The organism is Aurantiacibacter rhizosphaerae, from assembly GCF_009807005.1.
GTDB lineage: Bacteria > Pseudomonadota > Alphaproteobacteria > Sphingomonadales > Sphingomonadaceae > Alteraurantiacibacter > Alteraurantiacibacter rhizosphaerae.
On record NZ_WUBR01000001.1, the window covers coordinates 979,128 to 999,554 of the forward strand.

Here is a 20,427-nt window from a genome sequence, read left to right on the forward strand (position 1 = left end):
ATATCGTAAGGCGCGTGCCTGAAGGAGCAGAGATAATGTTCGACGGCCTCGACGCACTGATGCTTGCCCGGATACAGTTTGCCTTCACGGTAAGCTTCCACTTCTTCTTTCCCGCTTTCTCCATCGGCCTTGCCAGCTATCTGGCAGTGCTGGAGGGCTTGTGGCTGAAGACAGGTAAGCAGATCTATCTCGATTTGTTCAAATACTGGATCAAGATCTTCGCCATCGCTTTTGCCATGGGCGTCGTCTCCGGCATCGTGATGAGTTACCAGTTCGGCACCAACTGGTCCGTTTATTCCGATCTTGCCGGCCCGGTGATCGGCCCGCTGATGGCGTATGAAGTGCTGACGGCCTTCTTCCTGGAGGCAGGCTTCCTTGGCGTGATGCTGTTCGGCATGAACAAGGTGGGCAAGAAGCTGCACTTCCTCGCCACGCTGATGGTGGCCTTCGGCACCTTCGTATCCGCCTTCTGGATCCTGTCGGTAAACAGCTGGATGCAAACGCCTACGGGGTTCGAGATGGGTGCCAACGGCCAATATCTGCCCGGCGACAGCTGGCTGGCAATCATCTTCAATCCCAGCTTCCCCTACCGCCTCGTCCACACCGTGCTGGCCGCCTATCTCACCACCGCATTCGTGGTGGGCGGCGTTGGCGCCTGGCACCTGCTGAAGGACCGGGCGAACCTGCACGCGCGCAAGATGTTCTCGATGGCGATGTGGATGGCCGCCATCGTTGCGCCGATTCAGATATTCGCGGGCGACATGCACGGCCTCAACACGCTGGAGCATCAACCGCCAAAGGTCATGGCGATGGAGGGGCATTACGAAAGCCACCCGGACGGCGCGCCGCTTTACCTGTTTGGCATTCCCAACGACAAGGAACAGCGGCTGGATTACGCCGTAGGTATTCCCAAGCTTTCCAGCCTGATCCTGAAGCATGATTTGAATGCCCCGCTGGCCGGTCTGGACACCGTTCCCGATGACGAGCAGCCGCCCGTCTTCCTGGTGTTCTGGGCATTTCGCATCATGATCGCCATCGGCCTTGGCATGATGACGTTGGGCATGTGGAGCCTGCTCGCACGCTGGCGAGGGCGGCTGTACGAATGGACATGGCTGCACCGCGCCGCGCTGGTGATGGCACCTTCGGGCTTTCTTGCCGTGCTGTGCGGATGGATCACGACGGAGGTGGGCCGCCAGCCCTATGTCATTTACGGCCTGCTGCGCACAGCCGATGCCGCCAGCCCGCTGGCCGCGCCTGCCGTGGCCACATCGCTGCTGGCCTTCATTATCGTGTATTTCACCGTGTTCGGCGCGGGCGTGTGGTACATTCTGCACCTGATGCACAATCCGCCGCATACCGGCGAACTGGGCGCGAAGCGCGGCGACAAGGGCCCGATCCGTACAGCAGGCATCACGCCGGGGCCGACGCAGGACCCGACCGATGCCTCCACCCGAGACCTGTCGGGAACGAAGCAAGAGCCGGAGGAAAGGCCATGAGTATCGACCTGACCACGATCTGGGCATTCATCATCGCCTTCGCCGTATTCGCCTATGTGGTGATGGACGGGTTCGATCTTGGCATCGGTATCCTCTTCCCCACCTTCGATCCGGGGCGGGAGAGGGACCGCGCGATGAATTCCATCGCGCCTGTATGGGATGGCAATGAAACATGGCTGGTGCTGGGCGGCGGCGGGCTGTTTGCCGCATTCCCGCTGGCCTATGCGGTGATCCTGCCTGCCACCTATCCCCTGATCATCGCCATGCTGCTGGGCCTGGTGTTCCGCGGCGTGGCGTTCGAATACCGTTGGCGTGACCCGGCGCACCGCGCATTCTGGGACGGGGCTTTCACGATCGGCAGCCTGGTGGCCGCAATGGCGCAGGGGATGACGCTGGGCGCATTGCTGCAGGGTATCGAGGTGGAAGGCCGCGCCTATGCGGGCAGCTGGTTCGACTGGCTGACGCCGTACACCCTCCTTACCGGGGTTGGTACAGTCGCAGGCTATGCGCTGCTGGGCGCGACATGGCTGATCTGGAAGCTGGACGGCGAAGCGCAGGCCCATGCCCGCAAGCTGGCCAAGCGCGCCGCATGGGCGACGCTGGGGCTGATGGGGGCAGTCAGCATCTATAACGTGCTGCTGAACACCGATTACGCGGCCCGCTGGCTGACCGCGCCGGAAATCTACTTCGCCGCGCCTGTGCCCATCCTCACCGCCATTGTCGCGCTGGCCCTGCTGCGCGCGCTATCGGCAGAGCGCAATTCGAAGCCTTTCTGGCTGGCGCTGACGCTGTTCTTCTTGGGCATGGCGGGGCTGGGCGTAACGATATGGCCAAACGTGGTGCCGCCCGATGTCACCATCTGGGATGCCGCCGCGCCGGAACGCAGCCAGATATTCATGCTGGTGGGCGTCGCCATCACCATGCCGCTGATCATCGCCTACACCGCCTGGGCTTACTGGGTGTTTCGTGGGAAGGTGGACGACGAGGGGTATCATTGAGCCGATGGCCGATACGCCCAATACGCCCGATACGGCTGGCCCACTGTGGAAACGCCTGTTGTGGATGGCGGCGATCTGGCTGGCCAGCGTTGCGGTGCTGGGCACGGTGGCCATGGTGATCCGCTGGTGGCTCAATCCCTAGCTATCGGGCTTTTGACTTCAGCCTTTCATTCGCGCGCGCGAATGCCTACCTCGCAGACCTGATATTATGCGGGAGGAAAATTGCGTGGCAGACAAGCCTGACGAAACGGATCACGACCTTAAAGATCACAAGTTCTATCATGCCGACATGGAAGCAGGCTTTGCCGAAAGCCTGGATAACGATACCCCGCAAACCCGCCATCCCGCCTATCGCCTCGCCTTCCGCGACGATGATTTCCTGCTGCGGGAGGAATTGCGCCCCATCCGTTTTCAACTGGAACTGCTGAAGCCCACGATGCTGCTGGACGAGGCGCGCGTCGGCTCAACCCTCGTCATGTACGGCTCTGCCCGCATCCCCCCGCCCGAAGCGACCGAGGACGCGCTGAAGCAGGCCGAGAACCTGCCAGAGGAAGAGGCGCTGGTGGTGCGCAATCTCGCCAAGAAGGCGAAATATTACGCGGAGGCCTATCGCCTCTCCCGCATGGTGAGCGAAAAGGCCATCGTGGAGGATGGCAAGCGGCAGTTCGTGGTGTGTTCGGGCGGCGGCCCTTCCATCATGGAAGCCGCCAATCGCGGGGCCAGCGATGCCGGCGCAGAGAGCATCGGCTTGAATATCATCCTGCCGCATGAGCAGGCGCCAAACCCCTATGTGACGCCGTATCTCTCGCTGAATTTCCACTATTTCGCGCTGCGCAAGATGCACTTCCTGCTGCGCGCGCGGGCCGTGGCGGTTTTCCCCGGCGGGTTCGGCACGTTTGACGAGATGTTCGAACTCCTCACCCTGATCCAGACGGGCAAGATGAAGCCCATTCCCATCCTGCTGTTCGGCAAGGATTTCTGGAACCGCGTCGTGAATTTCGAGGCGATTGCAGAGGAAGGCACGATCTCCAAAAAGGATCTGGACCTGATCACCTGGTGCGAAACTGCCGAAGAGGGTTGGGAGACAATCCGCGATTTCTATTCGCTGAAAGAAAACGGCGAGGTGAAGCCGGGTTAAGTTGAGCGATCCGTCCCCTCAGTAGGACTCACGCAGGACTTCGGCGCCATCACCGGCTGCCCGCAGAACAGCACGGCGTGACGCCGAAGATTCTGGTGGTGCAAAATGGTCAGGAGCGGGCTGGCACCACGGTGACGGCCAGCATTTGCGGATCGAGTTCACCCGATGCGATCAGTGCAGCGTTTTCCTGCGCCACGCGCTCCTCCATACGCCTTGCATCCCTGCTGTTCGTTGCAAAGATGATGCTGAGCAGCACGGGCTGCCCGCCTGCATCAATATAGCGCGGAGTGGGTAGCTTGCCGATGCGATTGACGGCACGAATGGCTGCCAGGTCCATCGTGTGGCTGCCGGATTCCTGGAAGATCGTGACTTGCTCCGCCCGGCCGCTGCCATTGGCAACGAAGCGGACTTTCACCACACCGGCCCGCTGCCTGCCACTGGGATAGCTGACGCGGTTCAGCTGTTTGTCGAGCTCGACACCCAAGGTGGATACAAAGCCATCCCGTTCCGGCTGTACCAAGATCGTTCCATCCTGCAGGGAATCCTGCGCGGATAGCGGTGCGCCAAGAACGGCTGTCGCGATTGCGATTGAGACAAATTTATTCATGAGATCATCCTTTCCCCAAAAGATGATCGGCCACAGTTTAAAGCGCGCTCTGCGCGACCCTTCATAAGAGCGTGTTAGACCAAAGGTCGATCACATCGGTTGGCGACTGCGGACCGCTCCGATGCAAGTGTGTTCTGCCTCAAATAAGGCCAGAATATGACAGACGTCCTACGGCCAGTGATCGGCAACCGAAATTCCCCTTTGGTTACCGTGTTTTGGGCTGCTTAAATTTTTGTTTCTTAAATTTGGCGGGGCAATTCAATTTAATTATAATATTGCGTAAGTTTGAAAGCGGAAAGACGGTGTCATCATTATAAATTGCCCTCCATTATTCGATTACCACGAACGGTGACTGTACCGCTTGATTAAAATTCGAGAGTCTGGCCCGGCACGAGATTTACTTCCTCTTGCGCACGCCACTCGTGGCAGCGTTTGCAGGGTGACATCGCGTTTTGGGAAGGGAACATGCATGGCCAAAAGGCGTAAGAAAGGCATGAAGTACTCTTTCTGCGCTCTTGCCGCCCTTGCCATTGCCGGGTGCTCACAAGGTGAGAATGGCGCGGATCCTGCCGTTCCGGCTACGCAGACCACCCCTTCCGCCTCTGCATCGTCCGAAGGTCAATCGGCATCAACATCCGCCGCGCCGACAGCCAATGCAGATGACAAGCGCGCCGACCGCGCCCCGCTGGTGGACGAAATTCCTGCCCGCTTCCACGGCACCTATGCACAAGGTGCCGAATATTGCGACGATCGCAGTCACGGCCTTTTCACCATCGCAGCGCGCGAAATCGATTTCTTCGAAAGCACCGGCGAGGTTCGCAACGTGCGTGCCGATGGCGATTACGCCGCTGTTACCGTCTTCGAACAATATGGCGATGGTCCGGGCAATACCTACGCGTTCTACATGCGCATCATGCCCGATGGCAGCCTGCGATACCGGTATGACGATAATGAACGGCTGACCTGGGGTCGCTGTTCGCAGAATTAGGCGCGGACGCTCAACGCACCGCCTGATGCCCCAGCGGCCCATTGCCAAAGCCGAAGCCAGGCGCGCTTTTCAATGCCTCGCGCACGTACAGGCGCGCCTCCGCAATGGCCGCTTCCATGGCCAATCCGCGGCCCAGGTTCGTGGCAATCGCGCTGGACAGGGTGCAGCCGGTGCCGTGGGTATGCTTGGTGACGATGCGCGCATCGCTCCATACCTTGTCCTCATGGCCGGGGCGAACCAGGCGGTCTTCCACCATCGGCCCGTCGGCATCGCCGCCCTTGGCAAGATAGGCGACGCCGCGCCCATCGTTTCTGGCCGTCATGCCATCCGCGCCGCCTAGCGCCGCTAGTTCAGTCACGTTGGGGGTGGTGAGGGTGGCGATTTCCATCAGCCATTCGAATGCCGCGATAGTGGCATCATCGGCCAGCAGGCTGCCGCTGGTGGCCACCATTACGGGATCGAAAACGATGGGTTTGCCCAGATCCTCCAACCGGTCTGCCACCACCTCTGCAATATCCGCGCTGCCGAGCATGCCGATCTTTACAGCATCGGCGCCGATATCCTCCAGGCAGGCATCGATCTGCGCGGCAACAAAATCGGGCGAAAGCGATTCCACCCCCCGCACGCCGCGCGTGTTCTGCGCGGTGACCGCGGTGATGGCCGTCATGGCATATCCGCCCAGCATCGTGATGGTCTTGATATCGGCCTGAATGCCAGCGCCGCCAGAACTGTCAGAACCGGCGATGGACAGAATACGGGCGGGCCGCGCGCTCATGCCTCAGCCACCTTTGCTAAGCTGGAGGCGTTCCCTGCCAGCGGCGCACCGAAATCTGGGCGCATCGCCAGCATCAGATGGCCTTGCGCACCGCATCGCAGATGCTGTCCACCACGCGCTCAACCTGCGCCTCGTCATCGCCTTCGGCCATTACGCGGATCAGGGGCTCGGTACCGGATTTGCGGATCACCAGCCGCCCATTGCCATCCAACTCTGCTTCCGCCGCAGTGATGGCATCCTTCACGGCTTGCACTTCCAGCGGATCGCCCGTTTCATAGCGCACGTTCTTCAGCAATTGCGGCACGGGATCGAACAGGTGCAGCAGCTCGCTGGCAGGCTTGCCCGTCCGCACCAGCGCGGCCAGCACCTGCAAAGCGGCAACGGTGCCATCACCCGTGGTGGCATGGTCGAGCAGGATCATGTGGCCCGATTGCTCTCCGCCGACATTGTAACCGCCCGATTTCATCGCGCCCAGCACGTAGCGGTCCCCCACCTTGGTGCGCACGAGGTTCAGGCCCTTGCTGCCCAGGAACCGCTCCAGCCCAAGGTTGGACATAACCGTGGCCACCACGCCGCCGCCTTTCAATCGGCCTTCTTCTGCCCAGCGGCTGCCGATGAGGGCCATGATCTGGTCCCCGTCCACGGCCTGGCCCTTTTCATCGATCACGATCAGGCGATCGGCATCCCCATCCAGCGCAATGCCGATATCGGCGCCTTCTTCCACCACGCGCCGCTGGATTGCGTCCAGCTGCGTAGAGCCGACATCCTTGTTGATGTTGAGGCCGTTGGGCGCAACGCCCATGGCGATCACCTCTGCGCCCAGTTCCCAAATGGCCGTGGGGGCCACCTTGTAGGCCGCGCCGTGCGCGCAATCGACCACGATCTTCAGCCCGTCCAGGCGGCAATCCTGCGGCAGCGATTGCTTTACCGCGTGGATATATCTTCCGGCCACATCGTCGATACGCCGCGCGCGGCCGATGGCATCGCCCTCGGCAAGGACTTGCTCCTCTTCCATCGCAGCTTCGATCGCTTCCTCGTCCTCGTCAGACAATTTGAACCCGTCCGGGCCAAACAGCTTGATGCCATTGTCGTCATAAGGGTTGTGGCTGGCAGAGATCATCACGCCGATATCGGCGCGCATTTCCCGCGTCAGCAGGGCAACGGCGGGCGTGGGCAGGGGGCCTGTCATGATCACGTCCATCCCCACGCTAGTGAAGCCTGCCACCAGGGCATTTTCCATCATGTAGCCGGAAAGGCGCGTGTCCTTGCCGATCACCACGCGATGCTTATGCGATCCGCGCAGGAAGTGGCGGCCAGCAGCCTGCCCTACCTTCATCGCGGTTGCGGCGTTCAGTTTCCTGCCGTTGGCCCGGCCACGGATTCCGTCGGTGCCGAAATAGGTGCGTGCCATATAATCCTTCGTGTTTTCTCAAAACTGTCACAAGCGCCATGCCGCCATTCGCCCCTCTTGTCACGGGGGCAGGGCGTGGCCATGTCGGCAACTTCGAATTTTGTGTGCAAGACTGCAACGACCGGCGGCCTCGCGCATTGGTTAACTGAAGACCTATCAAACAGGAGTATTCGACTATGGCCTTTTCACTAATCCCGCTTCCTTTTGACAATGAAGCCATTGCCCCGGCAATCACTGCCGAGACTTTCAGCTATCATCATGGCAAGCATCACCAGGCCTATGTCGACAAGACCAACGCCGCCATCGAAGGCACGGCGCATGCCGACAAGTCTCTGGAAGAAATTGTCGCCGCATCGCGCGGCAGCGACCAGGGCCTGTTCAACAATTCCGCGCAGACGTGGAACCACGGGTTCTACTGGCACTCGCTCACGCCTTCCACCAGTGGCCCCTCCGGCGATCTGGCCGACAAGATCGATGAAGCTTTCGGTTCGCTGGACAAGCTGAAGGAAGAGCTGAAATCCAAGGGCGCAGGCCATTTCGCCAGCGGCTGGGTATGGCTGGCAGAAAAGGGCGGCAAGCTTTCCGTCGAAGACAGCCACGATGCAGACACGCTGGCCGACAGCGACTTCAACCCGCTGCTGGTGATCGATCTGTGGGAACACGCCTATTATCTGGATCACCAGAATGCGCGTCCCAGCTATCTATCGGCAGTTGTCGACGGCCACCTGAACTGGGATTTCGCCGCAGAAAACCTTTCGCGCGGCAGCACCTGGGCATACCCCGGCTGATCGAAGCGATCATAATAAAGAGAAAGGCCTGCTTCCCACATCGGGAGGCAGGCCTTCTTTTTTGACAAAGCGAAGTGTTCAATCTTCGACGGGGTCATCCAGCATGCTGGTCTGGAACAGGGGCTCTCCAAACAGGAAGCCGATGAAATTGGGCCGGCCAAGGTGATCGACCAGTGCAGTCAGCGTCAGCAGGATTGGCACAGACAGCAGCGCGCCGGTGACGCCCCAGATCCAGCCAAAATAGGAAAGCGCCAGCAGGATCAGCACCGGGTTCATGGTGAAGCGCGCACCCAGAACGGCAGGGGTGACCACATTCGCTTCCACCGTGTGCAGGCCAAGATAGGCGGCAGCCGGTATCAGTCCGACAACCACGGTGTCCGCAGAGCCGATGCCAAACAGGCCCAGCAACACCATCATCATCAGCGGGCCGACATAGGGAATGAAGTTGAACAGCGTGGCAAGCCCGCCCCACATGATCGGCGCGTCCAGCCCCATGATCCACGCGCCCAGCGCCACGATGATGCCGACGCCGATATTGATGAGGCCAACCGTCAGGATATAGGCAGCCACCCTGTCCTGCACTTCGCGAATGGCGCGCGCGGCTTTCAGGCTGGCGCCCACCTGCTGGCGATCCAGCAACAGGCGGCGGCGCAGGCGGATGCGCGCCTCTATCATGAAGAAGGCGAGCAGGAAGGTTAGCAGAACCTCCAGCAAAACCGTGGGCGTGGCGAGCGCAAGCTCCTCCAGCATGGTAGGCCCGGCCAGCACGACCTGCTGCCCTTCCTCGCCGGTCATCCCGGCAAGCCTTTCGTTCAGCTCTCCCACCCAGGCAAAGGTGTTCTGCAATTCGGAGAAATTGCGCGCCACCCGTTCCGCCATCGCCGGAACCTCGTCATATAAAGAGATTGCGGGCCCCAGCACTGCGCTAAAGGCAAGGGCGAGCACTGCGAAGAACACCAGCAGCGCCAGGATGGAGGCAAGGGTGTTCGGCAGCCACAAGGCCAGCTTGTCTGCCAGCGGGGACAAGATGATGGTGAGGATCAGGGCGGCCACCAGCGGCAGGAACACCACTGATCCGATGGAGAGGACGAAGGGGAGAGCAAGAAACACACCGATCGCCATCAATACGACAAGCGACGAGATCAGACGCAATTCCTGCGCCGCAAGCGTCATTGTCCGACGGCGACCTGGTTGTTTCTCGGCGCTATCCCCCTCGGCGCTCATCGTTTGAAAAGGCTTTCATATGTGGACCACGCGGTGGCGTGGCCCCCGTCATAACTGCAATCGGCCGCGATTGCAGCGTTATTTCCCGGCCGCAGCTTCACCACGCCCGGCTGCCACTTCGTCCAGCTCTTCCAGAATGGCGCGATGGGCAGATGGATCGGTCAGCTCTCTATCGGGGATGTCGCCATCCTCCATCATGCTGCTCAAGGCTGCGCGGGCACGGCCCACGCGGCTTTTGATCGTGCCCACGGCGCAGCCGCAAATGTTCGCGGCCTCTTCATAGGAGAAGCCACCCGCGCCCACCAGCAACAGGGCCTCGCGCCGTTCCGGCGGCAAGGTCAGCAACGCGCGGTGCAGGTCTGACAGATGCAGCGGCTCTTCCTGTCCCGCAGGGGCGGTAAGGATCCGTTCGGCCACCGTCTCGTCATACTCGCCGCGAAAGCGATTGCGGCGCATGTCGGTGAGATAGGCGTTGCGCAGGATCACGAAGGTCCACGCCCGCATGGATGTGCCGGGCTCGAACCGTTCCTGGGCGGCCCATGCTTTCAGCAAGGCTTCCTGTACAAGATCGTCGGCCATGTCAGGACGGCCGCACAAACCACGCGCAAAGGCGCGCAGATGCGGTACGACTTCGGTCAGTTCGCGTTTAAAGTCGCTTTTGTCCTGCGTGCTGCGCTCTGGCAGTTCTCGCTTTTTTTGATCTTTGCTCATTTCTTGCCGTCTTGATCGAGCTGCGAGAGCAAATTCTTGAAAGAATCCGGAAGTGGCTCATCAACCACAGAGTTGTAGAGCTTCTTCAGGCTCCCGGCCCACTCTGGATCCCCGACCTTCACTTTATCGCTGTTTTCCGGTCCCTTACGAGGGCCATTTTCGTCTTGTGACGATGACATGAGCTGTGTTTTTCCCGTCGTCATACGGATTACCGCACTTGCGATCCTCGGATAATTCCCAGGCGGCGATCCAAATTTACATTTGATAGTGTGTGAGTGCGGAACGAAACTGGTGTCATCCGGTTCCCCGCATGTACGATTGATTTGTCGCACTGTTTGCTTTCTGCCCCAAGGTAGGACTATGCGGCGCGCAGAATGACTTCGGTCGTTAGGGATGGCCCCCTTCGGGTCGAGGAGTTGATTTGCAGCACAAGGCCAGTCGACGCAGCAGGACAAAGCGCTGGTTGATGCGCTATCCCCGCGCGATGCCCCTGGGCATTTTCGTGCTGATTGCTGCTGTCACGATCCTTTCCATCTTTGCCATAGAGCGCGGCGAGTACGAGCGGCAGACGGCGCAGCTCAATGCCCGCGCCACGGCCATCGCCTCCGCGCTGGAGCGGCGCGCCAATGCCAGCAGTGCCTATCTGCGGGCCGGCGCAGCGTTGCTTTCCACCATGAACGATATCCCGGCGGACGATTTCCGCCGCTTCGTATCGGAACTGCGCCTGGATGCAGATTATCGCGGCGCGGAAGGGATCGGCTGGGCCAAGGTGGTGCGCCCGTCCGAAATCGAAGAATACGAGGCTTTGCTGGCCGAGGAAGCGCCGGGCGAGGCGCAGCTTTTCCCTCCCATGGACGGCAGCCAGCCTTTCGCCGTTCCGGTCACCTATCTGCAGCCCGATACAGAGCGCAATCGCCGTGCCCTTGGGTATGACATGTATTCCGATGCGCAGCGCCGCGCCGCCATGACAGAGGCAGAGGCAACATCGCGTCCCACGGCCACAAACGCCCTGGTGCTGCAGCAGGAAGGACAGGGGGAGGCGCCCGGCTTCCTGATATTCATGCCCGTGTTCGAACCCGGCGTAAGCGGCAGGACGCTGAAGGGCTTTATCTATTCACCCTTCAATGCAGAAGATTTCCTCCAGAGCGCACTGGAGCTGGAAGACGCGGGCAATTACGGCGTGCGCCTTTACGATAGCGATACCGGCAATGGCACCTTGCTGGCTTCCACTTTCAATAGCGATCTGGAAAATCCTGAGATAGCCACCAAGACGGTGACGATTGCCAACAACCCCTGGCGGCTTGCGGTCAGCATCAATGAAGATCCCGGCATCTCCGGCCTTTCCATGGCGACGCTGATTTTCGGGCTGCTTGTCGCCAGCCTGCTGATGCTGCTGGTGCGCATGTTGACGCAGCAGGCGCAGGAGGATGAAAGCGCGCTGGCCTGGTTTGAAGAACAGGCATCCATTCGCAACTCCCTGACGCGGGAGCTGAACCACCGCGTGAAGAACACGCTGGCCAATGTCCTTTCGATCATTGCGCTGACACGGCGCCGCGCCGATGACGTGGAGGAATTTGCCACCGGTCTGGATGGCCGCATCCGCGCGCTCTCTGCCACGCATGATCTGCTCACCCAGTCTGACTGGGGGTCCACCCCTGTAAAGGCCGTGGTGGAGGCCGAACTGCTGCCCTATGCGCAGGATGAAGATCACGCCCTCGACCTGGTTGGCCCCGAAGTGGAACTGGCGCCCAATGATGCGCTGTCACTGGGCCTCGCGGTGCATGAACTGGCCACCAACGCCGCCAAATACGGCGCTCTCAGCCAGCCCGGCGGAAAGCTGACCGTACATTGGCGGCTTTTGTCGGAGGACCTGGTTCGCGTCGAATGGCTGGAAAGCGATGGCCCGCCTGTGAAGCAGGAGCGCTCTCGCGGATTTGGCACGGACCTGATCGAACGCATCGTGGCGCATGAATTGCGCCATCCCGTTGAGCTGGACTTCAACCCGGAGGGTGTTCGCTGCGTGCTGCTGATCCCCGTGCGCCAGCCCAGCGAGTTCATGATCAGGGCAAATCGCAAGGCGCCAGCCGAATCCGACGAAAGCTGATCGGTGGACGGCCCCAGCGGGCGGCGATATGGGCGTGGCATGGCGGCGCGATGTCTTGAAAAATTGATGGCGGCAGTTCTGACCTGTCTGATGCTGGCTGCCTGTTCTTCCGAGAAAGATACCGGACCCGTGGTGCTGGCCGCTGCCAGCATGCAGGAAGGCTTGAACGCCGCCGCCGATAGCTGGACTGCTGCGGGGCACGCGTCCCCCGTCCTCTCCTTCGCATCCAGCGCCGCCGTGGCGCGGCAGGTAAGCGAAGGGGCACCTGCAGACATCGTGATCACCGCCGATGATCGCTGGATGAACTGGCTCGCATCACAAGGCGCGCTGGCCGGCGATGCTTTGCGGTTGGTATCCAACTCCTTGGTGGTCGTCGCGCCGGCAGGCAAATCGGGACCGGAGAGCCTTGCCGCGTTTGCGCAGGATGCAAATGCGGGGCGACTGGCGATAGGGGAGCCGGACAGCGTTCCCGCGGGTGAATTTGCGCGCACGGCCTTGCAGAACATGGGCCTGTGGGATGCGCTCTCCACGCGCCTTGCGCCGGGTGACAATGTGCGCGCATCCCTCGCCCTGGTAGAGCGGGGGGAGGCTGCACTGGGTATCGTCTACGCCAGCGATGCAGCCGCGAGTGACCGCGTCCGCGTGGTGGAGCGCATCGCGGCGGACATGCACCCGCCCATCATCTATTACGCAGCGCAGGTTGCCGGATCGCGGCATCCCGGCGCGCGGGGATTCCTGGCTTTCCTGACCTCGGAAGAGGGGCGGCAGGTCATCGCGGGCCAGGGGTTCGATCTGCCGTGACAGAGGTGGAATGGACCATCGTCGCGCTGTCGCTGAAGGTCAGCATCGTGGCCGTTCTGGTGACCATGCCGATTGCCTATGGGCTGGCGTGGGTGATCGCCCGCCGCCGCTTTCCGGGGCGCATGCTGCTGGATGCGCTAGTGCATCTGCCGCTGGTGTTGCCGCCGGTTGTCACGGGGTGGCTCCTGCTGGTGTTGCTAGGCCGCAATGGCGCGATTGGCGGCTGGCTGTATGACGCGTTGGGCATCACGCTGGTGTTCCATTGGACGGGCGCGGCGGTGGCGGCGGGCGTGATGGCACTGCCGCTGATGGTGCGGGCCATGCGCCTTTCGATAGAAGCAGTGGACAGGCGGCTGGTAGGCGCGGCGCGCACGCTGGGCGCTTCGCCGTTTCGCGCCTTCCTTAGCATCACCCTGCCGCTCAGCCTGCCCGGCATTGCCGCCGGGGCCATGCTGGGCTTTGCCCGGTCGCTGGGAGAATTTGGCGCCACGATCACATTTGCCGCCAATATCGCGGGCGAGACGCGGACACTGCCGCTGGCCATCTACACCGGCCTTCAGGTTCCCGGATCGGAAAGCGCGGTGGCACGGCTGGCGGTGATTTCCATCGTCCTGTCGCTGGGCGCGCTGCTGGCGTCCGAGTGGCTGGTGCGCCGATCACAGGGGGCGCGCGCTCATGTCCTTTGATGTCGATATCGATATGGCGGTGGACGACCATGCCTTCGCGCTGAAATTCGTGTCCGATGCGAAGCTGACGGCACTGGTCGGCCCGTCAGGCGTGGGCAAGACGAGCACGCTCAACGCCATCGCCGGTCTTCTGCGCCCCCGCAAGGGGCGCATCACGGTGGCGGGCCGGGTGCTGTTCGATCATGCGGCGGGCGTGAACCTGCCGCCAGAACAGCGCCGCGCTGGCTACGTGTTTCAGGATGCACGGCTGTTCCCGCACAAGCGGGTGGCCGCCAATCTCGATTACGGAGAGAAGCTTGCGCCACCAGATGCGCGCTTCGTCACGAAGGCCGAGGTTGTGAACCTGCTGGAGATCGAGCACCTGCTGGATCGCCTGCCCGCCACGCTTTCCGGCGGCGAAGCGCGGCGCGTTGCCATCGGGCGCGCCCTTTTATCAGCGCCGCGTTTCCTGCTGCTGGACGAGCCGCTTGCCTCGTTGGATGAAAGCCGCGCCGAGACCCTACTCACCCTGATAGAGCGATTGCGGGACGAGCTGGACCTGCCAATGCTGCTGGTGAGCCATTCCACTGCAGAGGTGGAGCGGCTGGCGGGCCGGGTCGTTACCATGACCCAGCCCGGCCAGGCCTGAAATCCTAGGCAAATACCTGCGGATCGATAGGCAGCGAACGCACGCGCTTGCCAGTGAGGGCAAACAGGGCGTTCGTCAGCGCGGGGATTACCGGGGGCAAAGCAGGTTCGCCAAGGCCGGTGGGCGCATTGTCGGACAATACCCATTCCACGTGGATCTTCGGCGTCATCGGCATGCGCGGCAGCGGGTAGTTGTGGAAGTTGGATTGCTTTGCTGCACCCCCTTCGATCTCCACCGCCAGCTGGATAGCCTGGCCGATGCCATCGATGATGGAGCCTTCCACCTGGTTCAGCGCGCCGAAGGGATTGATGATCTGGCTGCCCACGTCGCCCGCGGTCCACACATTGTGCACCACCGGATTGCCCCGCGCATCAAGGCTGGCTTCCACGACCTCCGCAAAATAGCCCATGTGGCTGTAATAGAAGCCAAAGCCCAGCGCATGGCCATCGGCCACCGGCTGGCCCCATTTGGCCATCTGCATCACCTTGCGCGTTACGGCCTGCAGGCGCGGCGCGGAAAAGCCCGGCTGCGGCCCTACGAAGCCTTGCGTTTCCGGTTCGGCCTCAACCCCGTCTGTCAGCTCCAGCATCAGCGTGGGCAAGTCCTTGCCCGTGGCATGGGCCACCTCGTCCAGGAAGCTCTGCATCACGAAGGACAGCGCGTTGGACCGCGGCGCACGAAGCGCGCCCATCGGCACGGCTGTGGCCATCTTCGTCTGCTCGAACTTCAGATTGTCGACGTATTTGGCGGGAAATTCCGTCGCGTCCATTGCCGCGGGATTGAACGCGCCATCGCCCAGATCGAAGGTGACGAAGTGATCGGCCCAGCCGGTCAGCTTTCCATCGGCGTTCACTGCGGCGCGCATCTTGTGCCAGCCTGCGGGGCGATAGAAATCGCTGCGCAGATCGTCCTCCCGGCTCCAGATCAGCTGCACCGGCGTGCCGGGCATCTCCTTGGCGATGGCGGCAACCTGCACCATGTAATCATTGTTCAACCGCCGGCCAAAGCCGCCGCCCATGCGGGTGATATGCACTTTCACCTGGGACGGCTCGACCCCCAGATAGCCTGCCACGGCCTGCTGTCCCCCCTGCGGCGTTTGCGACGGCGCCCACATCTCCATGGTGCCATCTTCGTGCATCAGCGCCGTGCAATTCATCGGTTCCATCGCGACATGCGCGAGGAAGGGATAGCTGTATTCAGCCTCCAGCACCCGGTCAGCCTCGGCAAAGGTGGCGTCGATATCGCCCTTCTCGGCAAATACCTCGTCACTTTTTCCCGATGCCCAGGCGTCCTTGGCTGCCTGCGCGTAAGCTTTCGTGGAGTGCGTCTCCCACTCGCCATTGTCCCACTGGGGCGACAGCGATGCGCGGGCCTTGTTGGCCAGCCACCAGTTGCTGGCGATCACCGCCACGCCCTCCACCAGCGATGCCTGCGGATTGGCCGCCACCTTGAATGCATCGATCACACCTGCCTGCGCCTTTGCCGCGGCAAGATCGGCAGATTTCAACGTGGCCCCGAACACGGGCGAGCGTTCGAACGCGGCATAGACCATGCCATCCAATTGCGTGTCGACGCCGAAGATCGGCTCTCCGCGAACGATTTTGGGGCTGTCCACTCCGCCAATGGCGCGGCCGATGATGCGGAAATCGGCCTGATCTTTCAGTTTCAGGCTGGCGGGATCGGGCACGTCCATCATGGCTGCATCGCTGGCCAGTTCGCCGAAGGTGGCAGAGCGGCTGCTGCCCGGCTGCACCACGCGGCCCGGCTCTGTCGCAAGGCTGGCGGCGTCCACGCCCCAACGCTGCGCTGCGGCGGCGATCAGCATGGCGCGCGCGGCGGCACCGGCCTGCCGCATCGGCATCCAGTTCATCGGCGTGGCGAAAGATCCACCGGCCAGCTGCGGCCCGTATTTGGCCGCATCCGTCATGCCCTGCTTCACGCTCACGCTGTCCCAATCGGCATCCAGCTCCTCTGCGATCAGCATGGGCAGCATGGTCTTGATGCCCTGGCCAATCTCCGGGTTCTTGCCGACGATGGTGATGGTGTTGTCAGGACGGATCGTGATGAAGGCGTTGAGATCCGCCGGGCCGGAAACGGCCGTGGCGCGGCCCGCCATCGGGAAGGTCGCGGCAAGGGCAAAGCCGCCACCGGCAACGGCGCTGGCTTTCAGCAGGGTGCGACGTGAAAGCTGGACACCATCAGGCATTGGCCGTCTCCTCATCACGGGCAACCTTGGCGATTGCCGCATGGATACGTTTGTAACAGGCGCAGCGGCAGATATTGCCCTGCATGGCGGCATCGATTTCGCCGTCGCTTGGATTGGGATTGTTGGTGAGCAGGGCGGTGGCATTCATCAGCTGCCCAGCCTGGCAATATCCGCATTGCATCACGTCACCGTCCAGCCACGCCCGTTGCAAGGCCTGGCCTACCGGGGTCTGCTCCAGTGCCTCCACCGTGGAAACCTGCTTATCCGCCACTGCTGAAAGCGGCATGGAGCAGGACCGCGTGGCCTGCCCGTCCACATGCACGGTGCAGGCACCGCACATGCCGATGCCACAGCCGAATTTCGTGCCAACCATGCCCAGCTCATTCCGCAAGGCCCACAGCAGTGGCATATCACCCGGAGCATCGATTTCACGTGTTTCGCCATTGATGGTGACACGATGGGCCATAATGCCAACTCCTGCTTTTTTCGTTCGAGGTTTGCGCACACGAGGCGGTGCAGATTGATTATGTCTACATAAATTGGCGGGAACTGCCAACAGGGACAAAGGGGGCGGGTCGCGATGGTCCGCATACCCGTGCTTCTGTGATGAATACGGCGTTACAGGCTCGAAACATCCGGTTCAGTCGGCCAATGTAAAACAAAAGCTTAGGCAATCGCAGCAGCTTGATTTTTGCGTGGTTGCAGCTAGCGGAAGGATATCAATTTGGCTGTCACACACCCTGCGTATTTTCAGCCATTTACTTCGGTTGCTACTGGAACAACCCTTGGGTTAACAAATTACAGATAATATGAACATCATTCGCGATAGGCCAGATTTGGAGCCCGGTCAGGACATTCTCGACTGGAATTCTCCCGGCTTCTCCCACCCGCTTGGCGCGCTGGAGAAGAGGCTGAAGAATTTCTCCGCGCGTTCCAGCGTGGAGGACATCGCGGAAGTGATCTGCGGCACGCGCAGCTTCCGGCGCGATCAACCCGCCTGGGCGGATCGTGGTGATCTGGCGAATCTCTTCGTCCTGGAATCGGGCTGGGCTTACAAGTTCGCGATTCTGGCTGGTGGGCGGCGTCATATTTCCGAATTTTTCGGACCCGGCGCCATTTGCAACTGGTCCCGCCTCTCCGATTTTGAGGAACAGGGCGATATATTGTTCAAGGCCGGTGCCAAGGTCACGATGCTGAACGCATCGGCGCTCAACATCCTGCTGGAAGAACAGCCTGGCCTGGGCGCCGTTGTCAGGCAGCACGAGATTGCACGCACCTTGCGCACCACGCAGCGCGTGCGCACCGTCATTTCCTCCGCCGCGACGGAGAAGCTGTTGTTTCTCCTTCTCGATCTGCAAAGCGAAGCGACGGCAGTCGGGCTTGATCCTATTTGGCTGGCGTTGCCGTTTTCCCAGATCGAAATGGCCGATATCCTAGGACTGACGCCAGTGCATGTCAGCCGCACATTCGCAAAGCTGGAAGAGGATGGCCTCATCACAAAGGATGGCCGCTACGTCCAGCTGCACGATGTAACGCAGATTCGCGAAACGCTCTCGTATCGCGCGTTCTTCGATCGCTCCCGATCCGGCTGATCATCTAAATTGATAGCGCAGCGGCCGCCACGCGGCCGGGGCGTTGCAAGCTGCGCAAGACATTGCGATTTTCAGGAAAGCGTGGTGCCGCTTAGAGGATTCGAACCTCTGACCCCATCATTACGAATGATGTGCTCTACCAACTGAGCTAAAGCGGCATTCCAGCGTCGTCCCATAGTTGCACCTTTGCCTGTCGGCAACGGTGAACTGAAGGATGATGGAGGCCCGAGCCGGAATCGAACCGGCGTGCAAGGATTTGCAGTCCTCTGCGTAACCACTCCGCCATCGGGCCGGAAGGGCGGCCAACTAGCCGCTTGTTTGCAGGTGTGCAATGGTTTCTTCGTCAAACTTTCTGGTGCCTATCACCGTGCTTGTGCATTTAGTCTGATATAAGAGCGTCTTGCGCGTGGGTTTTGGGGGAATGAAATGGCAGGCAAGGCGTTGATTCCACGGTTCGGCTGGCTCAGTTCCTATGGCGGGGGCGGGCTGCTGAAGGATGGCATCGCCGGGCTTATCCTCTCCATACTTCTGGTGCCGCAGGCAATGGCCTATGCACAACTGGCCGGCTTGCCGCCGCAGATGGGCCTGTTCGCCGCGATGACGCCGCCCCTGCTGTACGCCATATTCGGCACCAGCAATTATGTATCGGTCGGCCCGGTTGCGCTGGTATCGCTTATCGTGGCGGAGGCGAGCAGCGGCGCGCCGGGTGGGGAGGCCATGTCCGTGGTCGCCATCATCGCGATACAGGCCGGGCTGATCCTGCTGCTGGTGGGCGCGCTGGGGCTGGGCAGGCTGGTGAACTTCGTCAGCGAGCCAGCGCTGCTGGGCTTTACCGCGGCTGCCGCCTTCCTGATCGCGGCCAGCCAGCTGCCCACCATGCTGGGCCTGGATACGGAGCGTGCCGGCAATCTGCCCGCCGCCCTTGGCGCATTATGGCAGGAGCTTCCCCAAACCAGCATTCCCACGGCGCTAATCGGTGGCGCGGCCCTGATCGCGCTGTTGGTGCTGAACCGTCTTGCCGCGCCATTGCTGTGGAAGATGGGCGTTTTCCCGCCATGGCGACAGGCCGTGGCAAAATCCCTGCCGCTGCTGGTGATCGTTGCCGCTGCCCTGGTGGCTGCGAGCTATGGCGATGCGGTGTCCACCGTGCAGGCTATCGAACCGGGCCTGCCATCGCTGCCTTCATTTGGCACGCCTGACCTCTGGCTGTCCCTTGCCCCTTCCAGCGTGGCCGTTGCCATCGTGGTGTTCGTAACCGCGACCGCTGTTGCAAAATCGCTGGCGGGTACGGATCGCAGCCACCTTGATACCAGCAGGGAGGCCGTGGCCCTTGGCGCTGGCAATATCGTCGCCGCGTTGACGGGCGGCTATGCGGTTGGTGCCAGCCTCAGCCGGTCTGCGCTGGTGGAAGAAAGCGGCGCGCGCTCGCCGATCTCCTCCGTTGTGGCGGCAGCGGTGGTGCTGGCAACGATGCTGTTCCTGGCGCCGCTGCTGGCTTTCCTCCCGCAAACCGCGCTGGCGGCGCTGGTGATCAGTGCCGTGTTCGGCCTGATCAAGCTGGGCGAGATGAAATCCATCTGGCGGCATGATCGGCTGGAGGGGATCATCGTCGCCATCGCATTTCTGGCAACGCTGATGCTGGGTGTGCGGTTGGGCCTGGCCATCGGGGCAGGCGTCAGCGTGGCGCATTTCCTGTGGTTCTCCTCCGTTCCGCGCGTGACCCGGATCGGCAGTGACGATGGCGGCAGATCCTTCCGCTCCGTCGACAGGGACGACGTGGAAATCATCACCCTGCCCGTGCTGGGAATACGCATTGATCGATCGATCTATTTTGCCAATGCGGAATATGTCGAGGAACGTATTTTCAAACTTATCGGACGCCATGATGATGACGGGGTCAGTTGCATCGTTCTGGACATGCGATCCGTAAATGGCGTGGATGCCAGCGGGGTCGCCATGCTTCGCCGCCTGGCAGAGCGGCTGGAGCGGGCCGAGATGACCGTGCATTTTGCAGAAGTGCATGCGCCCGTGCTGGAAAAGCTGAAAGTGCTCGACCCGGCTGTGTGCCAATATCACCGCACCGTGGCAGAGGCTGTCAATTCCTGCGGCGTTGATCTGAATGACATGCGCGATGACACGGCAGGCGTCTGGCCTCGATAGCGATTACGCCGGGTGCGCGCTGCGGCCAGCAACAATCTTTTCGGCCCTGAGGGGTCTGGTAAGATTTCGGTAAACAGCTGCGCCTTATGTCGTAAAAATCAGGCAAAAGGATAT

20 protein-coding genes and 2 tRNA genes are annotated in these 20,427 nt (G+C 61.4%); 12 read left to right on the forward strand and 10 right to left on the reverse strand.

Going from position 1 to position 20,427, the window contains the following annotated elements; translation table 11 throughout:
* The first annotated feature begins 35 nt into the window (after positions 1-35).
* The 4 genes from GRF63_RS04570 (at position 36) to GRF63_RS04585 (ending at position 3,632) form a co-directional block, all read left to right on the forward strand.
* Complete coding sequence (locus GRF63_RS04570; RefSeq protein WP_160484771.1) at positions 36-1,496, forward strand: cytochrome ubiquinol oxidase subunit I; 1,461 nt, start codon at positions 36-38, stop codon at positions 1,494-1,496.
* Positions 1,493-2,494 (forward strand): cytochrome d ubiquinol oxidase subunit II, encoded by a 1,002-nt coding sequence (cydB, locus tag GRF63_RS04575; protein WP_160484772.1) that lies wholly within the window; start codon positions 1,493-1,495, stop codon positions 2,492-2,494. Before GRF63_RS04570 ends, cydB begins: the two co-directional genes overlap by 4 nt.
* A gap of 4 nt (positions 2,495-2,498) precedes the next feature.
* Positions 2,499-2,636 (forward strand): DUF2474 domain-containing protein, encoded by a 138-nt coding sequence (locus GRF63_RS04580; RefSeq protein ID WP_160484773.1) that lies wholly within the window; start codon positions 2,499-2,501, stop codon positions 2,634-2,636.
* A 66-nt stretch (positions 2,637-2,702) separates the two neighbouring features.
* On the forward strand, positions 2,703-3,632 hold the full coding sequence (locus tag GRF63_RS04585) for an LOG family protein (RefSeq protein WP_160484774.1): 930 nt from the start codon (positions 2,703-2,705) through the stop codon (positions 3,630-3,632).
* Positions 3,633-3,741: 109 nt separating this feature from the next.
* On the opposite strand, the gene GRF63_RS04590 is transcribed toward GRF63_RS04585, so the two are convergent.
* A complete protein-coding gene (locus GRF63_RS04590; protein WP_160484775.1) occupies positions 3,742-4,239 on the reverse strand; it encodes a TonB family protein in 498 nt (165 codons plus the stop codon).
* 493 nt (positions 4,240-4,732) lie between these two features.
* On the opposite strand from GRF63_RS04590, the gene GRF63_RS04595 reads away from it, so the two are divergent.
* The gene (locus GRF63_RS04595; protein WP_160484776.1) at positions 4,733-5,227 is read left to right on the forward strand and encodes a hypothetical protein; all 495 of its coding nucleotides are present in this window, start codon (positions 4,733-4,735) and stop codon (positions 5,225-5,227) included.
* Positions 5,228-5,237: 10 nt separating this feature from the next.
* Here GRF63_RS04595 and thiD read toward each other — a convergent pair whose 3' ends face one another.
* Positions 5,238-6,002 carry a bifunctional hydroxymethylpyrimidine kinase/phosphomethylpyrimidine kinase gene (gene thiD, locus GRF63_RS04600; RefSeq protein ID WP_160484777.1) on the reverse strand — a complete coding sequence of 255 codons (765 nt, stop codon included), beginning with the start codon at positions 6,000-6,002 and terminating at the stop codon, positions 5,238-5,240.
* Positions 6,003-6,075: 73 nt separating this feature from the next.
* Entirely contained in the window at positions 6,076-7,413 is a 1,338-nt protein-coding gene (glmM, locus tag GRF63_RS04605; protein ID WP_160484778.1) for a phosphoglucosamine mutase, read from the reverse strand.
* 176 nt (positions 7,414-7,589) lie between these two features.
* On the opposite strand from glmM, the gene GRF63_RS04610 reads away from it, so the two are divergent.
* Positions 7,590-8,201: a superoxide dismutase gene (locus GRF63_RS04610; RefSeq protein WP_160484779.1), complete on the forward strand. Its 612-nt coding sequence runs from the start codon at positions 7,590-7,592 to the stop codon at positions 8,199-8,201.
* A 78-nt stretch (positions 8,202-8,279) separates the two neighbouring features.
* Here GRF63_RS04610 and GRF63_RS04615 read toward each other — a convergent pair whose 3' ends face one another.
* The 3 genes from GRF63_RS04615 to GRF63_RS04625 all read right to left on the reverse strand — a co-directional run bounded on the left by GRF63_RS04615 (position 8,280) and on the right by GRF63_RS04625 (position 10,339).
* Complete coding sequence (locus tag GRF63_RS04615; RefSeq protein WP_237392281.1) at positions 8,280-9,374, reverse strand: AI-2E family transporter; 1,095 nt, start codon at positions 9,372-9,374, stop codon at positions 8,280-8,282.
* Between the two features lie 129 nt (positions 9,375-9,503).
* Positions 9,504-10,136 (reverse strand): sigma-70 family RNA polymerase sigma factor, encoded by a 633-nt coding sequence (locus GRF63_RS04620; RefSeq protein WP_160484781.1) that lies wholly within the window; start codon positions 10,134-10,136, stop codon positions 9,504-9,506.
* The gene (locus GRF63_RS04625) at positions 10,133-10,339 is read right to left on the reverse strand and encodes a NepR family anti-sigma factor (RefSeq protein ID WP_237392282.1); all 207 of its coding nucleotides are present in this window, start codon (positions 10,337-10,339) and stop codon (positions 10,133-10,135) included. The genes GRF63_RS04620 and GRF63_RS04625 overlap by 4 nt, the downstream gene beginning before the upstream one ends.
* Before the next feature lie 263 nt (positions 10,340-10,602).
* Here GRF63_RS04625 and GRF63_RS04630 point away from each other — a divergent pair, with 263 nt between their 5' ends.
* From GRF63_RS04630 to GRF63_RS04645, 4 genes are all read left to right on the forward strand, one after another.
* The gene (locus tag GRF63_RS04630; RefSeq protein WP_237392283.1) at positions 10,603-12,240 is read left to right on the forward strand and encodes a CHASE domain-containing protein; all 1,638 of its coding nucleotides are present in this window, start codon (positions 10,603-10,605) and stop codon (positions 12,238-12,240) included.
* A gap of 66 nt (positions 12,241-12,306) precedes the next feature.
* Positions 12,307-13,041: a molybdate ABC transporter substrate-binding protein gene (modA, locus tag GRF63_RS04635; RefSeq protein WP_160484782.1), complete on the forward strand. Its 735-nt coding sequence runs from the start codon at positions 12,307-12,309 to the stop codon at positions 13,039-13,041.
* Positions 13,038-13,727: a molybdate ABC transporter permease subunit gene (modB, locus tag GRF63_RS04640; protein WP_160484783.1), complete on the forward strand. Its 690-nt coding sequence runs from the start codon at positions 13,038-13,040 to the stop codon at positions 13,725-13,727. Before modA ends, modB begins: the two co-directional genes overlap by 4 nt.
* A complete protein-coding gene (locus GRF63_RS04645; RefSeq protein WP_160484784.1) occupies positions 13,717-14,355 on the forward strand; it encodes an ATP-binding cassette domain-containing protein in 639 nt (212 codons plus the stop codon). Before modB ends, GRF63_RS04645 begins: the two co-directional genes overlap by 11 nt.
* 4 nt (positions 14,356-14,359) lie before the next feature.
* Here GRF63_RS04645 and GRF63_RS04650 read toward each other — a convergent pair whose 3' ends face one another.
* Both GRF63_RS04650 and GRF63_RS04655 read right to left on the reverse strand, forming a co-directional pair.
* Positions 14,360-16,561, reverse strand: coding sequence for a xanthine dehydrogenase family protein molybdopterin-binding subunit (locus GRF63_RS04650; protein WP_160484785.1), 2,202 nt, complete (start codon positions 16,559-16,561; stop codon positions 14,360-14,362).
* A complete protein-coding gene (locus tag GRF63_RS04655; RefSeq protein ID WP_160484786.1) occupies positions 16,554-17,027 on the reverse strand; it encodes a (2Fe-2S)-binding protein in 474 nt (157 codons plus the stop codon). The genes GRF63_RS04650 and GRF63_RS04655 overlap by 8 nt, the downstream gene beginning before the upstream one ends.
* 343 nt (positions 17,028-17,370) lie before the next feature.
* On the opposite strand from GRF63_RS04655, the gene GRF63_RS04660 reads away from it, so the two are divergent.
* Positions 17,371-18,153, forward strand: coding sequence for a Crp/Fnr family transcriptional regulator (locus GRF63_RS04660; protein ID WP_160484787.1), 783 nt, complete (start codon positions 17,371-17,373; stop codon positions 18,151-18,153).
* Positions 18,154-18,235: 82 nt separating this feature from the next.
* Here the strand turns inward: GRF63_RS04660 and GRF63_RS04665 are convergent.
* Both GRF63_RS04665 and GRF63_RS04670 read right to left on the reverse strand, forming a co-directional pair.
* Positions 18,236-18,311: transfer RNA gene (locus tag GRF63_RS04665), tRNA-Thr, on the reverse strand.
* A gap of 60 nt (positions 18,312-18,371) precedes the next feature.
* Positions 18,372-18,445: transfer RNA gene (locus GRF63_RS04670), tRNA-Cys, on the reverse strand.
* 134 nt (positions 18,446-18,579) lie between these two features.
* Here GRF63_RS04670 and GRF63_RS04675 point away from each other — a divergent pair.
* The gene (locus GRF63_RS04675) at positions 18,580-20,313 is read left to right on the forward strand and encodes a SulP family inorganic anion transporter (protein ID WP_160484788.1); all 1,734 of its coding nucleotides are present in this window, start codon (positions 18,580-18,582) and stop codon (positions 20,311-20,313) included.
* The last annotated feature ends 114 nt before the right edge of the window (positions 20,314-20,427 follow it).

Excerpts from the sequence above, each read along its gene's own strand:
- GRF63_RS04570 (WP_160484771.1), top strand. The coding sequence starts at position 36 with ATGTTCGACGGCCTCGACGCACTGATGCTTGCCCGGATACAGTTTGCC.
- cydB (WP_160484772.1), top strand. The coding sequence starts at position 1,493 with ATGAGTATCGACCTGACCACGATCTGGGCATTCATCATCGCCTTCGCC.
- GRF63_RS04580 (WP_160484773.1), top strand. The coding sequence starts at position 2,499 with ATGGCCGATACGCCCAATACGCCCGATACGGCTGGCCCACTGTGGAAA.
- GRF63_RS04585 (WP_160484774.1), top strand. The coding sequence starts at position 2,703 with ATGCGGGAGGAAAATTGCGTGGCAGACAAGCCTGACGAAACGGATCAC.
- GRF63_RS04590 (WP_160484775.1), bottom strand. The coding sequence starts at position 4,239 with ATGAATAAATTTGTCTCAATCGCAATCGCGACAGCCGTTCTTGGCGCA.
- GRF63_RS04595 (WP_160484776.1), top strand. The coding sequence starts at position 4,733 with ATGAAGTACTCTTTCTGCGCTCTTGCCGCCCTTGCCATTGCCGGGTGC.
- thiD (WP_160484777.1), bottom strand. The coding sequence starts at position 6,002 with ATGAGCGCGCGGCCCGCCCGTATTCTGTCCATCGCCGGTTCTGACAGT.
- glmM (WP_160484778.1), bottom strand. The coding sequence starts at position 7,413 with ATGGCACGCACCTATTTCGGCACCGACGGAATCCGTGGCCGGGCCAAC.
- GRF63_RS04610 (WP_160484779.1), top strand. The coding sequence starts at position 7,590 with ATGGCCTTTTCACTAATCCCGCTTCCTTTTGACAATGAAGCCATTGCC.
- GRF63_RS04615 (WP_237392281.1), bottom strand. The coding sequence starts at position 9,374 with ATGACGCTTGCGGCGCAGGAATTGCGTCTGATCTCGTCGCTTGTCGTA.
- GRF63_RS04620 (WP_160484781.1), bottom strand. The coding sequence starts at position 10,136 with ATGAGCAAAGATCAAAAAAAGCGAGAACTGCCAGAGCGCAGCACGCAG.
- GRF63_RS04625 (WP_237392282.1), bottom strand. The coding sequence starts at position 10,339 with ATGACGACGGGAAAAACACAGCTCATGTCATCGTCACAAGACGAAAAT.
- GRF63_RS04630 (WP_237392283.1), top strand. The coding sequence starts at position 10,603 with ATGCGCTATCCCCGCGCGATGCCCCTGGGCATTTTCGTGCTGATTGCT.
- modA (WP_160484782.1), top strand. The coding sequence starts at position 12,307 with ATGGCGGCAGTTCTGACCTGTCTGATGCTGGCTGCCTGTTCTTCCGAG.
- GRF63_RS04645 (WP_160484784.1), top strand. The coding sequence starts at position 13,717 with ATGTCCTTTGATGTCGATATCGATATGGCGGTGGACGACCATGCCTTC.
- GRF63_RS04650 (WP_160484785.1), bottom strand. The coding sequence starts at position 16,561 with ATGCCTGATGGTGTCCAGCTTTCACGTCGCACCCTGCTGAAAGCCAGC.
- GRF63_RS04655 (WP_160484786.1), bottom strand. The coding sequence starts at position 17,027 with ATGGCCCATCGTGTCACCATCAATGGCGAAACACGTGAAATCGATGCT.
- GRF63_RS04660 (WP_160484787.1), top strand. The coding sequence starts at position 17,371 with ATGAACATCATTCGCGATAGGCCAGATTTGGAGCCCGGTCAGGACATT.
- GRF63_RS04675 (WP_160484788.1), top strand. The coding sequence starts at position 18,580 with ATGGCAGGCAAGGCGTTGATTCCACGGTTCGGCTGGCTCAGTTCCTAT.